Source organism: Stenotrophomonas sp. ASS1 (genome assembly GCF_004346925.1).
Classification (GTDB): Bacteria; Pseudomonadota; Gammaproteobacteria; order Xanthomonadales; family Xanthomonadaceae; genus Stenotrophomonas; species Stenotrophomonas maltophilia_A.
This window is the reverse complement of sequence record NZ_CP031167.1, coordinates 3613747-3628128: the sequence shown is the minus strand read 5'-3', so window position 1 is coordinate 3628128 and position 14382 is coordinate 3613747. Positions and strand designations below refer to the sequence as shown.

Annotated in this window: 8 protein-coding genes; all 8 read left to right on the top strand. The window is 64.8% G+C overall.

Annotated features, from left to right (window positions below; genetic code table 11):
* Positions 1-28 precede the first annotated feature (28 nt).
* The 8 genes from MG068_RS16805 to MG068_RS16770 all read left to right on the top strand — a co-directional run bounded on the left by MG068_RS16805 (position 29) and on the right by MG068_RS16770 (position 14358).
* Positions 29-1306, top strand: coding sequence for a citrate synthase (locus tag MG068_RS16805; RefSeq protein WP_032127838.1), 1278 nt, complete (start codon positions 29-31; stop codon positions 1304-1306).
* A 345-nt stretch (positions 1307-1651) separates the two neighbouring features.
* On the top strand, positions 1652-2722 hold the full coding sequence (locus tag MG068_RS16800; protein WP_132810717.1) for a hypothetical protein: 1071 nt from the start codon (positions 1652-1654) through the stop codon (positions 2720-2722).
* Positions 2723-3021: 299 nt separating this feature from the next.
* Positions 3022-3384 carry a NirD/YgiW/YdeI family stress tolerance protein gene (locus tag MG068_RS16795; protein ID WP_132810716.1) on the top strand — a complete coding sequence of 121 codons (363 nt, stop codon included), beginning with the start codon at positions 3022-3024 and terminating at the stop codon, positions 3382-3384.
* Between the two features lie 337 nt (positions 3385-3721).
* Positions 3722-4231 carry a CS1 type fimbrial major subunit gene (locus tag MG068_RS16790; RefSeq protein WP_071229177.1) on the top strand — a complete coding sequence of 170 codons (510 nt, stop codon included), beginning with the start codon at positions 3722-3724 and terminating at the stop codon, positions 4229-4231.
* A gap of 51 nt (positions 4232-4282) precedes the next feature.
* Positions 4283-7015, top strand: coding sequence for a TcfC E-set like domain-containing protein (locus tag MG068_RS16785; RefSeq protein WP_132810715.1), 2733 nt, complete (start codon positions 4283-4285; stop codon positions 7013-7015).
* Positions 7012-8145: a CblD like pilus biogenesis initiator family protein gene (locus MG068_RS16780; RefSeq protein ID WP_132810714.1), complete on the top strand. Its 1134-nt coding sequence runs from the start codon at positions 7012-7014 to the stop codon at positions 8143-8145. Before MG068_RS16785 ends, MG068_RS16780 begins: the two co-directional genes overlap by 4 nt.
* 17 nt (positions 8146-8162) lie before the next feature.
* Positions 8163-8870 (top strand): pilus assembly protein, encoded by a 708-nt coding sequence (locus MG068_RS16775; protein ID WP_132810713.1) that lies wholly within the window; start codon positions 8163-8165, stop codon positions 8868-8870.
* A 61-nt stretch (positions 8871-8931) separates the two neighbouring features.
* Positions 8932-14358: an ESPR-type extended signal peptide-containing protein gene (locus MG068_RS16770; RefSeq protein WP_132810712.1), complete on the top strand. Its 5427-nt coding sequence runs from the start codon at positions 8932-8934 to the stop codon at positions 14356-14358.
* The last annotated feature ends 24 nt before the right edge of the window (positions 14359-14382 follow it).

Here is a 14382-nt window from a genome sequence, read left to right as displayed (position 1 = left end):
GGCGCCTTCCCATGAAGGAGCGCACACAGTGTCCGATCTTGATCAGGTCACGCTCAACGCCGGCGATAAGTCGGTCGTTCTGCCCGTCATCAAACCCACCCTTGGCAACGACTGCGTCGACATCGCGAAGCTGACCAAGGAAACGGGGTATTTCACCTACGATTCCGGCTTCACCGCGACGGCCAGCTGCAAGTCCGCCATCACCTACATCGACGGCGACAAGGGCGTGCTGCTGTACCGCGGCTACCCGATCGAACAGCTGTCGGAAAAGTCGAGCTACGTCGAAGTGGCCTACCTGCTGATCAACGGCGAGCGCCCGAGCGCCGAGCAGCTGAAGGCCTTCACCGACGAGCTGGCGGCTGAAGCCAACGTCGATGAGTCGATCAACACCCTGATCGGCAGCTTCGCCAAGGATGCACATCCGATGGCCATCCTGACCGCCGCCATCGCGCAGCTGTCGGGCATCTACCACGCCTCGCTGGACCTGTCCGACGCCGAACAGCGCCGCCAGGCCGCTGTGCGCCTGATCGCCAAGGTGCCGACCCTGTCGGCGCTGATCTACCGCCACGGCAAGGGCCTGCCGGCCAACAAGCCGGACACCTCGCTGGACTACGTCAGCCGCTTCCTGAAGCAGACCTTCGAGTCGGCTGATGGCCAGTACGATCTGAACCCGGACGTGGTCAAGGCGCTGGACCTGCTGTTCATCCTGCACGCCGACCACGAGCAGAACGCCTCGACCTCGACCGTGCGCCTGGTCGGCTCGACCGGTGCCAACCCGTACGCGTCGGTCGCCGCTGGCGTCACCGCGCTGTGGGGTCCGGCCCACGGCGGTGCCAACGAAGCCGTGCTGAAGATGCTGGAAGAGATCGGCAGCGCTGACAACGTCGAGTCCGCCGTGGTCAAGGCCAAGGACAAGACCTCCGGCTTCCGCCTGATGGGCTTCGGCCACCGCGTCTACAAGAACTTCGATCCGCGCGCCAAGGTCATCGGCGAGATGACCAGCAAGGTGCTCAAGCAGCTGGGCGTGCAGGATCCGCTGCTGGACGTGGCCGTGAAGCTGGAACAGGCCGCGCTGCAGGACGAGTACTTCGTCGCCCGCAAGCTGTACCCGAACGTCGATTTCTACAGCGGCATCATCTACAAGGCGCTGCAGATCCCGACCGAAATGTTCACCGTCATGTTCGCCCTGGGCCGCACCTCCGGCTGGGTCTCGCATTGGCTGGAACAGCAGGTTGACCCGGAAATGAAGATCGGCCGCCCGCGCCAGGTCTACACCGGCAGCGACGTGCGCGACTACCAGGGCTGATCGCCCGCGTAGGTTGTGCCGAGAACGCCCCGCATCCGCGGGGCGTTTTTTTTGCTTCGGCTCTGGTAGCTGCCAACCTTGGTTGGCACGCTTTCGACACTCGTGAAAAATCATCCACGCATGGCGTGGATCTACTTTGTCCTCGCCCTTGGTTGGCACGCTTCCCCATCCACGCATGGCATGGATCTACCGCGTTCCCGCTTTTTGGTAGGTGCCAACCTTGGTTGGCACGCTCTTCACCGCGCCAAGACCGCGTGATTCAAGGGTCTCGCCAGCTTCACAAGCGCTCGCGCAGCCTCAGGACGCCAGCTGCATCCGCAGCATCTGATCCGGAGCGTCCGTCCCATGAGTACCCGATTCGACCCACCCGAGCGCGGCCCGCTCGGCCCTGACGTCGGCACTGTCGTCGCCGCCCCCATCGTTGCCCCGCCAAGCGAAAGCGCCGTGTCCTGGGGTGCAATCTTCGCCGGTGCCGCCGCCGCCGCCGCGTTGTCCCTCATCCTGCTGATTCTCGGCGTGGGCCTGGGGCTGTCCTCGGTGTCGCCGTGGTCGTTTGAAGGCGTCAGCAAGGAAACCTTCGGTTGGTCCAGCATCATCTGGCTCACCTTCACCGCGCTGGCGGCTTCGGGTCTGGGTGGCTATCTGGCAGGACGCCTGCGTACCAAGTGGACGCAGATCCATGGCGATGAAGCCTACTTCCGCGATACCGCACATGGCTTCGTGTCGTGGGCGGTGGCCACGCTGCTCACCGCCGGTCTGCTCACGTCGGCCATCGGCGGCGTACTCGGCACGGGCGCGAAAGTGGCCGGTGCCACTGCAGGCGCCGCTGCCTCCACGGCAGGCGTTGCCGCCGCGAGCGCCGGTAGCGCCGCCGCGGCTGCGCCGGAAGGCGACCTCAACTACTGGGTGGACTCGCTGTTCCGAAGTGCCACCAGCGCAGGGCCGTCTGATCCTGCAACGCCGCCTCCGCCGGGTGCGCCGATGGATCCGAATGCGGCCCCGCCGCCGCCGGTCGCAAGCGTCGGCCCGCGCGACGCGCGCATGGCCGCACCGCCGCGTCCGATGCCAGGCAATGGCCCGGTGGCTGACCGCCGTGAAGTGCGTGCCGAGGTGAATCGCATCATCGTCAACAGTCTGCAGGGAGATGGCCTGGATCCGGCCGACACCCAGTACCTGTCCCAGCTGATCGCGCGCGAGACCGGCATGAGTCAGGCCGAAGCGCAGGCGCGCGTGACCGATGTGCAGACGCGCATGCGTGCTGCGCTGGAGAAGGCCAAGAACACTGCCAAGCAGGCCGCCGACGACGCCCGCAAGGCAGCAGCGTATGCCGCGCTGTGGCTGTTCATCACGCTGCTGATCGGCGCGTTCTTCGCCAGCCTCAGCGCCACCTGGGGCGGCCGCCGCCGCGATCTGTAACCCCCGTTCCATGCAAGGAGACCTGCCATGAAAATGATTCTGCTCTGGTTGTTGGGCGTACCGATTCCGCTGCTGATCCTGTACGCGATCTTCTTCTGATCACGCGCCAACGCGAGGTCCACGCATGCGTGGATGGGTCTTTGTAGAGTCGAGCCGTGCTCGACTCTACAAAACCTTGCTTCAGGATCTGAACGAATTCTGACACTGAGTGTCGCTTTCACATCTCTCGGATCTATTGCATAGGCATCACATCCGGGGCGATAGAACCTGAGGACACTTACTCAGCCATGGAGACCACCATGAACCGACTGCTTGCCATTGCCCTCATCGCCACGCCGCTCACCCTGTTGAGCCCGCAGGGGTTCGCGCAGTACACCGGCCCAGGCGCAGGAGTCGCTGCCAGCACCGTGGCCGATGCGCGCGCCCAGCGCGATGACCACCCGGTGGTGCTGCGTGGCACCCTGGTCGCCAAGCTTGGTCACGAGCGCTACCAGTTCCGCGATGCGAGCGGCCAGATCGAAGTGGAGATCGATGACGAAGACCTGCCGCCGCAGGCCATCGGTGCGGACACCGTGGTGGAACTGCACGGCAAGGTCGACACGCATCGGCTCAAGCCGACCGACATTGATGTTGATCGCGTCACCGTGGTGCCCGCAGGCTGAGGCTCGCGGCAGCCGAGCATGGGCTCGGCTCTACAGTAGAGCCACGCCGCGCGTGGATGGCGTGGAAATGACCGGAGAAGCTGTCTCTACAAAGGCGATGCAATGAGGTTTTTTGCATTCAACGAATGAGGGAAATTGCATAACCCTCAAACATTGAGCGCCTTCAAGAATCCTTCTTAACGTTCAACGTTTTAGGAATGCTTGAATGGCCTGCAGGACAATGGGTTCCTAACATTCTCTCCGTCGCCCGTAACCACCTCTGCGGGCGGCGCCTCCCTCCCTTTCTCCTTAGGGGAGGGGGGCTTTCTCATTCCCCCTTGTCCGAGAGAGACAACCCATGAACGCCATTCTCAAGAAGGCCGCGCTCGCTGCAGCGCTGGCTACGGCTTCGCTGTCCGCGCACGCCGTGGAAACCAAGATCACCGTCTATGCCGACGTCGACCCGACCCTGGCCCTGCTGCGTGATGACGGCAGCGCACTGCCGGACGCCGTCACCCTGACCCACGATCCGCTGCGTGGCCTGATTCCGGATACCCAGCACGTGCGCATCCACTCCAACGATGACGCCGCCGATATCGAAGCCAAGATTGGTGGTGCATTCGTGCTGGCCAACGGTGACGGTACGGTCACCGTGCCGATGAAGGTCAGCCTCAACGGTCGCGATCTGGGCCTGACCCCGATTGAGTACGCTGCGGCCGATCTGTTCACCGGTGCCGGCTCCACCCCGGGCGCGTCGATCTCGATGCCGCTGGTCATCGCCCAGACCGCTCCGGCACCGCTGACCACCCAAGGTCGCTACACCGGCGTCGTCAATATCGTGCTGAACCAGAAGGCCACCACGCCGTAATCCCCGCGCCGGCCCGCACGCCGGGCCGGCTGCCTTTCCAGCGGTACCCCCATGACCCCACACGCCCCCGCCATCACCCGGCTGGCGGTCGCGCTCGCCCTGGCGCTGGCAACGCCGCTGGCGGCGGCGCGCGGCGTCCCGCCCGGCTTTGAGGATCTGGTCGAAGGCCAGACCGAACAACTCGACATCCAGCTGTTCGGCCGCTCGGCCGGGCTGTCGCCGGTGCGTGTGACCCTGGAGCACGTACAACTGGAAGATCCAGCAAGCGTGCTGCAGGCGCTCGACCTGCCCGCCGAGGCGCAGGCCGCGCTGCTGCCCGCGTTGTCACAGCCCATGCCGCGCAACAGCCATCTGGCCTGCCGCTTCGGTGGCGCCACCGCCGGCTGCGGCTATCTCGATCCACCGGAAGACCCCGCCGCCGTGCGCGCCCTGTACGACGAGGGCGAGGGCGCAGTGCGCCTGTTCGTCGCCCGCCAGTGGATTCCCGGCAAACCGGCTGCCGAACGCTTCCACAGCGTCAGCGCCAACGCCGAAAACGCCTTCCTGCACCAGCAGGTGATCAACGTCAGCGGCAGCCGCGACTACCAGACGCTGTCCGCGCGTGGCACCGGCGTGCTGGGCCTGTTCGACCGCGGGCATGTCTCCGCCGAATGGAACTTCAACCAGCAGCGCTACCGCAGCCGCGGCAGTGACAGTGAATTCCAGTTCGACAACGTCTATTACCGCCACGACCTGGGGCAGGCGCACTACCTGCAGGCCGGGCGCATGGACCGCCGCAACCTGTCCAGCCCGCAGGGCGGCACCTTCAGTTTCAGCATGCTGCCGCTGGACCGCCTGCAGGGTCTGCGCGTGGGCACCACCCAGGCCTATGTGGATGCCGATGCCGCCGTGCAGGCCACGCCGCTGACCGTGCTGTTGGCCCGCGACGCACGCGTGGATGCCTACGACGGCACGCGGCTGCTGCAGACCTCCTACCTGCAGGCCGGCATCAATCAGATCGACACCCGCAACTTCCCGTTCGGCAACTACAGCGTCACCCTGCGCATCTACGAAGACGGCGTGCTGGTGCGCAGCGAAGACGCGCCGTTCGACAAGGGCGGCGACTGGACCAACAGCCAGTGGCAGTGGTTCGTGCAGGGCGGCAAGCGCAACGAGCGCCGCAGTGATCGCTTCGATGGCGAACGCGTGGCCGTGGCCGGCATGCGCGTGCCGCTGGGCCGCGACGTGGCGATGGTGGCCGGTGCCGCCGACCTCGGCGGCTTCCGCTATGGCGAGCTGCGCGTGGACCTGCGCCGCCTGTACGCCACCCAGGAACTGCGCGCCAGCTTCGGCGGCATGCGCGGCAACGATGGCAGCACCGGCCAGCAGCACCAGCTGTCGTACCGTCGCACCGCATCCTGGAACATCTACCAGCAGCGCATGCGCGGCAAGGCCTGCCAGTTCGAGGCCGACGCGCGCGACCAGCTGGGCTGCACCAACTCGCTCAGCGCCTCGATGGCGCTGCCGCTGGCCGGTGGCAGCGCCTATGTGGGTTACACGCGGCGCCAGACCTGGCGCGCAGGGCGCATCCTGCCGGGTGCGGAAGACGATCCGCTGGCCGGGCTGGACCCGCTGCTGCCACCGCCACCGCCGCGGCAACCGCGCCGCGAGCCGCAGCTCAGCCGCACCTGGCAGGCCAGCTTCAGCCGCAGCCATCGCTGGCAGGATTTCAGTGTCTCCACCCGCGTGGGTGTGTGGCAGCAGCGCGCCAGCGACAGCCTGCGCGGCAGTGACCAACGCGACCGCGGCATCTACTTCAACCTGAGCCTGACCCGCCTGCTGCGCGGCACCGCCGGCAGCGGCCAGCGCCGCTACAGCGTTGACGTGCGCCAACCGCAGCACCAGCGTCCGGACATCAACTACAGCGTTGGCCACAGCCTGCGCCAGGACGTCGATGCACAGTACCGCGAGCTGTCAGCCGAACTGCGCGCCAACAACAGCGACCGCTACAGCGCCACGCTCAGCGGCCAGCTGCAGAACAGCCTCGGCCAGAGCGGCGCCACGCTGGCGCACTACCAGCAGCGCGGCCGCAGCGAGACCGCCTACAGCGGCATGCACAGCTCCGGCTTTGCACTGGGCAAGCGCGGCTTCTACTGGAGCGGCAGCAACGGTGCCGATGCTGGCTTGGCCGTGCAGGTGGCCGACACCGACGACGTCGACCTGCGTGGCGTGGCGGCCGAACTGCAGGTGGGCGGCCTGCGCAGGCAGCGCCTGCAGATTGGCGAGCGCCGGTTGCTGCCGCTGTCGTCGTACCAGTCGCACCGCGCCGAAGTACAGGACGCCAGCACGCTGGACAGCATTGCCGCCATCCGCGTGACCGGCGTGGGTGGCGCGCGGCCGATGTTCCTCAGCCCCGGGCGGCTGATGCGCATGCCGGTGCCGATCGAGGTGACCTACACCTTCATCGGCAACGCCAAGGATCTAGCCGGAGCGCCGCTGGGTGGCGCCCGCATCCTCAACGCGCCGGTGCCAGGCACCAGTGCCAACGGCGGCTTCGTTGCCGATTTCCCGCGTCGCGAGACAACGCTGTACCTGCTGCAGGACGACCGCCTGCTGCACTGCCCGCTGCAGGTGCGCGAGCGCCGCCAGGTGGTGCTGCTGGTGGGCGCCGTGCATTGCGAGCCGCTGGCCGTGGCCCAGCTGCCGGCAGAGATCCGCCAGCAGGCCCGGGTGACCCGCCTGCTGCAGGAACGCGCATTGATTGCCGCCACGCCCCAGACCGCTGCTGCAGGAGGAACGCCATGAACCGGCGTGTGTTGTTGGTGTTGATGCTGGTGTGTGCGCTGGTGGTGCTGGCGCCGAGGGCGTGGGCGCAGTGGCCGCCGGAGACGCATCCGGCGGATCAGAGCAGGGACATCGTGATGACCTGGGATCGCTCGGCGGTGCCGGGTGATGTGGAGCTGTGGGCGCCGCGGACGGTGTTGGGGTTCAGTCACGACCGGGCGATGAAGTATGGGCAGATCCATGTGGTTTGTGAGTCGAACTCTGACTCAAGTGTGGGTGGCTGCCCGAGTGAGGGTACGCCGGGGCAGATCCTTGGCCATACCCAAATTAGGCTGCGCACAGTGGACGAGCGCACGGGCTATCCAGCAGAGGTCAAAGCGATGGGCTTTATGCGGAGAATCATGTCGGGACGCGTTTGCACGAGCGACTATTGGAATGGCTCGGAGAGGATGCTTCACGAGGCGCTACGGTTTCAATGCCCGCCAGATGAATCAATTGGAACCGGCGTTCAACTGATCCTTCCCAAGTCGGAGCTTGAGCGACTTGTCGCCGGTCGCTGGAAGGCCACGATGCGTCTGAACATCAAAGCCGACCCGGCCGCCGCGCCGGTCGCCACGGCCACCTTCAACTTCGACTTCACTGTCACCGACTACGACGCGATTTCAATCTACTTCCCCGGCTTCGACGGCGTTGCACCGCTGGTCAACATGGACCTGCGCTACGACCCCATCCGCAAGGTCGTCGCCGGGCGCAAGGACGTGGACATGTGCCTGTACGACGGCATTGGTTCGCAGAGCGAATTCCTCGGCGTCACGGTTCGCGACAGCGGGCCACGCCCACCGCCTGGGCGGGACTTCGCGGTCTGGCATCAGGACGGTGGCAGCGACGACACCCAGCGCCTCGACTACCAGGTCGGCCTGAACTACGGCGGCAATCTGTTGGCGATGAAGCATGGCGAGGAACAGTTGCTGCGCGGCATCGACAGCGCGCAACTACGCATGGTGCTGCTGCCGGGCATCAGCCAACCCGTGTACTGCGTGCCCACGCCACTGACGCTGGAAACACCGCCTACGCCCATCGCCAGCAAACGCCCCGGTCTCTACGACGGTGAGCTGACGGTAGAGCTGCGCGTGCCGACCGCCAAACCTTGATCCCACGGAGGCTCATCATGAAGAAGCTGCTGTTCTGCCTGTTGCCGTTGAGTGCACTGCTGGCCCCGCCGGCACAGGCCAATCTGTCCATTCATCCGATGCGCGCAGCGGTGGATGCAAAGCACGGCACGAAGATCCGCGTGTACTCGCAATCCACCCAGCCGCAGTACGTGCAGGCACGCCTGCTGCGCATCACCAACCCGGCACAGGTGGGTGAAGAAGAGATCGAAGTGGAAGCTGCCGATGCGGCGATTGCCATCACGCCCGGCAAGTTCGCACTCAGCGGTGGTGGCAATCGCCTGATCCGGGTGATTCCACTGCAGACCGTCGAGAAGGAGGCGGCCTACCGCATCTACTTCGAGGGGGTAAAGGGCCCCGACGGCACGATCCTGGAAGGCGATGAACAGGCGGCGCAGGCCAACGTTGGTGTCAGCCTGGTCTGGGGGGCGCTGGTGAACGTCGTGCCTGCCAAAGGCAGCGTGGATCTGAAACTGCAAGGCAACACCCTGCGCAATACCGGCACGTTGCGCGTGGGCATCACCGGTGCGTCCGAGTGCAATGCCGGTGGCGTGTGCACGCCGCGCGAGCTGTCCACAAGTCTTTACCCCGATGCCGCGCTGACCTTGCCGTTCCAGCTCCAGCCGGGCAGCAGCCTGCAGTTGCAGTACCGCCTGTCGAACGACGGATATCGCGATCACGTAACGACCCTGGCGCCGAGCGCCTGACCTTCTATCGCCCCGCGTAAGCGCGGGGCTTCACTTCCCTGTGGTGTTAAGGAGAACAAGCATGAATCGAATCTATCGACGTATCTGGAGTGTGGCCAAGCAGTGCTGGGTGGTGGGTAGCGAGTTGAGCAGTCCACGCGGGAAATCCTCCCGGACCAAGCCGCGGTTGCTGGTACTGGCGGCTGTTGCATCGGTCGGGATGTCTGCATCAGCCCAAGAGCGCCCGAAGGATGAGTATGAGAACGGAGAGCCTCAGGAAGAGGTGACCAGGTTCCTGGCCAGCTCTCCCATGATCTCTTCGCTGTTCGCTGCGCAACCGCGCAAGATCGTGGTGCAAGGCGCCATCGTCAATGATGCCTACTACAAAGACTCAACCCTCAACGGTGACATGCAGATGATTCTGGGCTCGAGATCCAGCATCAGCGGTTGGGGTTCGGTGGCCGTCGGCACCGCGTCGGCGCTGTCAGGGAAGGGGAGCGTACTCCTCGGAAATGAGGCGATTGCAAAGGGTGACAGGAACGTGGTGGTTGGGTACAAGTCGGAAGCCACAAGCGGCTACTCGACGGTGCTGGGTGCGAGTTCGGTTGCGTCGGGCGTCGGCACCACTGCTATCGGTCACGATGCTCGCGCCTACGCTCAGAACTCCATAGCAGTAGGTAGTGGCGCCCGCACAGTTGAAAGCACGGCGGGTGTGTCCCGCATCGCGATCGGAGGGAATGCATTTGCGGGAACCGCTGGCTACTCGGGAGCAATCGCCTTGGGCGGAAACTCGCGTGCAGAGTTCAGCGGCGTTGCGCTCGGTCATCATGCGAAGGCACTGGCGGATGGATCGGCCGCCATCGGCGCCAACTCTGAAGCGACCGAGGCGAACTCGGTCTCCGTTGGCAACGCGTCGACCAAGCGACGAATCGTCAACGTGGCTGATGCGCGCTTGAGTGCGACAAGCACGGATGCCGTTACCGGCAAGCAGCTGTTTGCAACCCAAACCCTTGCGCAATCGGTCAACAATCGGGTGGATGCGACAGCACTGGCGCTTGGCAAGGGGGCATTGGCAGAGTCGAATACCACCTATGGCGCAAGCACGGCAGTCGGCAACAACGCCAAAGGCTACAACGGCGCGAGCGTTGCGCTAGGCGATGACGCGCGCGCCGGCGTCGATGTCGCTGGAAACAAGGCCAATGGCAGTTCAGGCGGTGTCTCGGTAGGTTCCGGCACCCGCAGTGCGCACGGCGCCGTTGCCATGGGTCACAAGGCTGTTGCGGGTGGCAATTTCTCCGTTGCGATCGGCTCCGATGCCGTCGCCAATGAGGAGTTGAGTACCGCCTTTGGAAAAACCAGTGTCGCAGGTGCCCAGCAGACGACGGCCTTGGGGAGAGGGACACAGGCAACGGCGAAGTTCGCCACCGCAGTCGGCAATCTTGCCAGGGCAACGGGCATCAATTCGCTGGCACTTGGAAACAGTGCACATGCAGGTCACGAGGACGCTGTTGCGATTGGCGCCGGGTCGGTGACCGCATCGGCCAGCTCCGTTTCGGTCGGCAGCGCCAGCAGGAAGCGGAAGATCCAATACGTCGCCGATGGTGTGGTGGGTGCCGGCAGCACCGATGCCATCACTGGAAACCAGTTGTTCCAGACAAATACCCGGCTCACGGCCGTGGAAAAGATCGCAGGCGATGTCACGGGTGAGCTGGCCGCAGTGAAATCAGTTGCGCAGGCCGCCACGAACCGCATAGATGCGACGACCTTGGCTTTGGGCAGGGGGGCCACCGCAGAGAACGGCAGCTTCGGTATCAGTACAGCACTCGGCAACAATGCCAAGGCCTACAATGGCCGTAGCGTAGCGCTAGGCGACGATGCGCGCGCTGGTGTGGATGCGGACGGCAACAAAGTGACCAACCAGAACGCGGGTGTCTCGGTCGGTGCCGGAACCCGCAGCGCCAATGGCGCCGTTGCAACCGGCTTCCGTGCGAACGCAAGCGGCAACTTCTCCATTGCCGTAGGCGGCGACGCCAAGGCCGAGGCAGAGCATGCTACGGCGGTTGGCTATCTGAGCAAGGCAGGCGCCAGCCAGGCCACCGCACTCGGGCGTGGCAGCGAGGCGACGGCGCAGTTCGCCAGCGCACTGGGCAATCTGGCCAAAGCTACGAACACCAGCTCTGTGGCGCTGGGTGACCGCGCTCAGGCCTCGCATGAGAATGCCGTTGCCTTGGGTGCAGGTGCAGTGACGGCCTCGGCCAATTCGGTATCGGTTGGCAGCGCCAGCAGGAAGCGGAAGATCCAGTACATCGCCGATGGTGTGGTGGGCGCCGGCAGCACCGATGCCATCACCGGAAACCAGCTTCATGCCACCAACCAGGCCGTGACCAAGGCCCAGACAGCAGCTGACGGCGCGACGACCACCGCCAATGCCGCAAAGGTGGAATCGGGCAAGGCACTGGCCGAGACGGTGGTGCTGGGTGGCCTGGTGAACCAGACCGCTGCCAATGGCAGTGTTCGTCTGGGTCAGAAGAACAGTGGCACGCAGCTGGATGTGCGCAACAGCGCCAATGCAAATCGCAGGATCGTGGGCGTCGTCGACGGGGCCATCAGCGCGACCAGTAACGAGGCCGTGACCGGCAAGCAGCTCCATGAAACCAACGCGAACGTGACTGCGGCACAGACGGCAGCCGCCGCGGCGAAGGTCAGCGCGGACACAGCACTGGCTGATACTGGAGTGCTGAAGGGTCTTGTCGGTCAAGTCACTGCCAACGGCAACGTTCGTGTTGGCGAGAAGAACAGCGGCACCGTGTTGGATGTACGTAACAGCGCGAACGCGAATCGGAAGCTGACCGGCGTGGCCGATGGTGCAGTCGGCACCAGCAGCCACGAGGCCGTCAACGGTAGGCAGCTAAACGCGACCAATGACAAGGTGGCAACGGTGGAGAGCATTGCCAGGTCTGCGGGTACGGAAGCTGGCGTGGCAAAGACGGATGCGGCCAAGGCGCTGGCCGAGACAGCGGCACTGGGCGGGCTGGTGGCGCAGGCATCGGCGTCTGGCAATGTGCGCTTGGGCGAAAAGAACAGTGGCACGACCTTGGACGTGCGCAACAGCGCCAACGCCAGTCGGAAGATCAGTGGCGTTGCGGATGGAGTCATTAGTGCTACCAGTGCTGATGCCGTGTCAGGAAGGCAGTTGCACCAAACCAACGGGCGTGTGTCGGATCTGGAAAGCGCGAGCCGATTTGTGAGTGTCGGGTCTGATGAATTCAGCGCTCGTGCTGAGGCTGGTGTGCTCGGTGTGGCGATCGGCGATTCGGCAAAGACTGGGATAGATGGTGGTGTAGCGCTAGGGGCGTTTTCCTCAGCGCTTGGTGTCAATTCAGTTGCGGTCGGGCGCGGCGCTTGGGCTTCTGGAGAGGCAGCCGGTGGCTTTGCGATGGGAGCAGGTGCGCAAGTGTGGACCCGGAATGGGGTTGCCATCGGTGAGAGTTCAAGTGTCCTTTCCGGGGCCGATGGTTCCTTGGCGCTAGGGACCGGCGCGGTGGCCACTGAAAGTGGAACCGCTTCGTTTGGTAGCGAGGGCACGGGACGGCGACTTGTGAACGTCGCGCGCGGTACGGCCGACCATAACGCCACCACTGTCTCTCAGCTCAAGGATTCCCTCGCAACCCTCGGCGGCGGCGCCGGTATGGACGGCAACGGAAACATCATCGCTCCGACCTACGCGGTGCAGGGCGGCTCGCAGGACACCGTCGAGGATGCGTTGATGGCACTCGATGGCGCCGTCATCACCGCCGGCCGTCGCGCGGACAAGGTGGAAGGTCAGCTCAGCTCGATCTTCCAGGATTCACCTTCGGCCCGTGCCGACGGCATGAGCCAGATCGCGCTGAATGGCGTTAACGGCATGGTGCTGACCAACCTTGCCGATGGCCGAGTGGCCCCAGGAAGCCGCGATGCCGTTACGGGCAACCAGCTGTATGCCGCAGAGCAGAAGATCTCGCAGAATCGGAATGATCTGGAGGCGATGCGCAAGGAGCGGGAGATGGGGCAGCAGGCAATGCGAGGGTTGGATGCAAGCGTCATCGACTACGGTGGCGCGCGTTTGACTGGCGTGGCCGATGGCTCCCTCTCTGCCGATAGTCGAGACGTAGTTACTGGGCGCCAGTTGTTTGCGGTGACTGATAGCGTATCCGAGATTGAGTATCAGGGGCGCTTCCTCAAAATCAATACGGATCAGCTCAGCAAGGATGCCTTCGCAGGTTTCTTGGGTGTTGCAATTGGTGACTCGGCTCGCACGCAGGGCGAGGGAGGGACGGCTATCGGTTCGTTCGCCTCTTCGTTGGGCGTAAATTCTGTCGCTATAGGTCGTGGATCTTCCGTGTCAGCGAACGCTTTGAATGGCTTCGCGGTGGGGGCTGGTGCACATGTCGCGTCGACGAACGGAGTTTCAATTGGAGCAAGTTCAAGAGTCCATGCGGGCGCAGACGGATCATTGGCGCTGGGCGTGGGGTCTGAAGCTACTGAGGCAGGAACTGCATCCTTTGGGAGTGCAGGAACTGAACGCCGCCTCGTAAACATCGCCAACGGCACCGCCAACCACAACGCCGCCACCGTCGGCCAGCTGCGCGGTGCGCTTTCCGCGCTCGGCGGCGAAGTGGACGCCAACGGCAACATCGTCGGCCCGCGCTTCAACGTCCAGGGCCAGACACAGTCCACGTTGAATGGCGCACTTGAAGCACTGGATGGCGCGGTCGTCACCAGCACCTCGCGCGTGGACAAGGTCGAAACCCAGCTCCGCTCCGTCTTCCAGGACACCCCCTCGGTCCGCGCCGACGGTGTCAACCAGCTCACCCTCGCCGGTGCCAACGGCATGGTCATCTCCAACGTGGCAAACGGCCTGATCGCGGCCGGCAGCCGTGATGCGGTCAACGGTGGCCAGCTGCATTCGATGCAGCAGCAGCTCAACGGCCGCATGGACGGTCTGGAGCAGCGCATCGACGATGCCTCGGCACCGCGTGCGCTGGCGTCGTCCTCGGTGCCGAAGCCGCAGGCCGAGGAAACTTCGGTGGCACCGGAAGGCAAGGATTCCCAGCAGGTCGCCTCGGTAGGCGAGGGCGACAAGCCCGCACCGCAGCCGAAGGCCAACAAGGACGACTCGCCGAAGCCGCAGGTCGACACCGCCGAGCTGGAGAAGATGCTGGCCCGCGCCAACGAGTACACCGATGGCGCGATCAGCAACTTCGAGCGCCGCCTGGACAAGATGGACAAGCGCTTCAACCGCATGGCGGCGATGAGCAGCGCGCAGAGCGCGATGGCGATGAACACCGCCGGCCTGGCCACCTACAACCGCCTCGGTGCGGGTGTGGGCTACAGCGAGGGTGAGTCGGCCATGGCGGTGGGCTACCAGCGCGTGCTCAACGAGAAGGGCTCGGCCACCTTCAGCCTCAATGGTGCGTTCACCAACAGCGGTGAGCGCAGCATGGGCGTCGGTGTGGGCATCGGCTGGTAAGCCATGGAGCCCCGGCGTGACGCG

Coding starts and splice junctions, on each gene's coding strand:
- MG068_RS16800 (WP_132810717.1), top strand. CDS start 1,652: ATGAGTACCCGATTCGACCCACCCGAGCGCGGCCCGCTCGGCCCTGAC.
- MG068_RS16795 (WP_132810716.1), top strand. CDS start 3,022: ATGAACCGACTGCTTGCCATTGCCCTCATCGCCACGCCGCTCACCCTG.
- MG068_RS16790 (WP_071229177.1), top strand. CDS start 3,722: ATGAACGCCATTCTCAAGAAGGCCGCGCTCGCTGCAGCGCTGGCTACG.
- MG068_RS16785 (WP_132810715.1), top strand. CDS start 4,283: ATGACCCCACACGCCCCCGCCATCACCCGGCTGGCGGTCGCGCTCGCC.
- MG068_RS16780 (WP_132810714.1), top strand. CDS start 7,012: ATGAACCGGCGTGTGTTGTTGGTGTTGATGCTGGTGTGTGCGCTGGTG.
- MG068_RS16775 (WP_132810713.1), top strand. CDS start 8,163: ATGAAGAAGCTGCTGTTCTGCCTGTTGCCGTTGAGTGCACTGCTGGCC.
- MG068_RS16770 (WP_132810712.1), top strand. CDS start 8,932: ATGAATCGAATCTATCGACGTATCTGGAGTGTGGCCAAGCAGTGCTGG.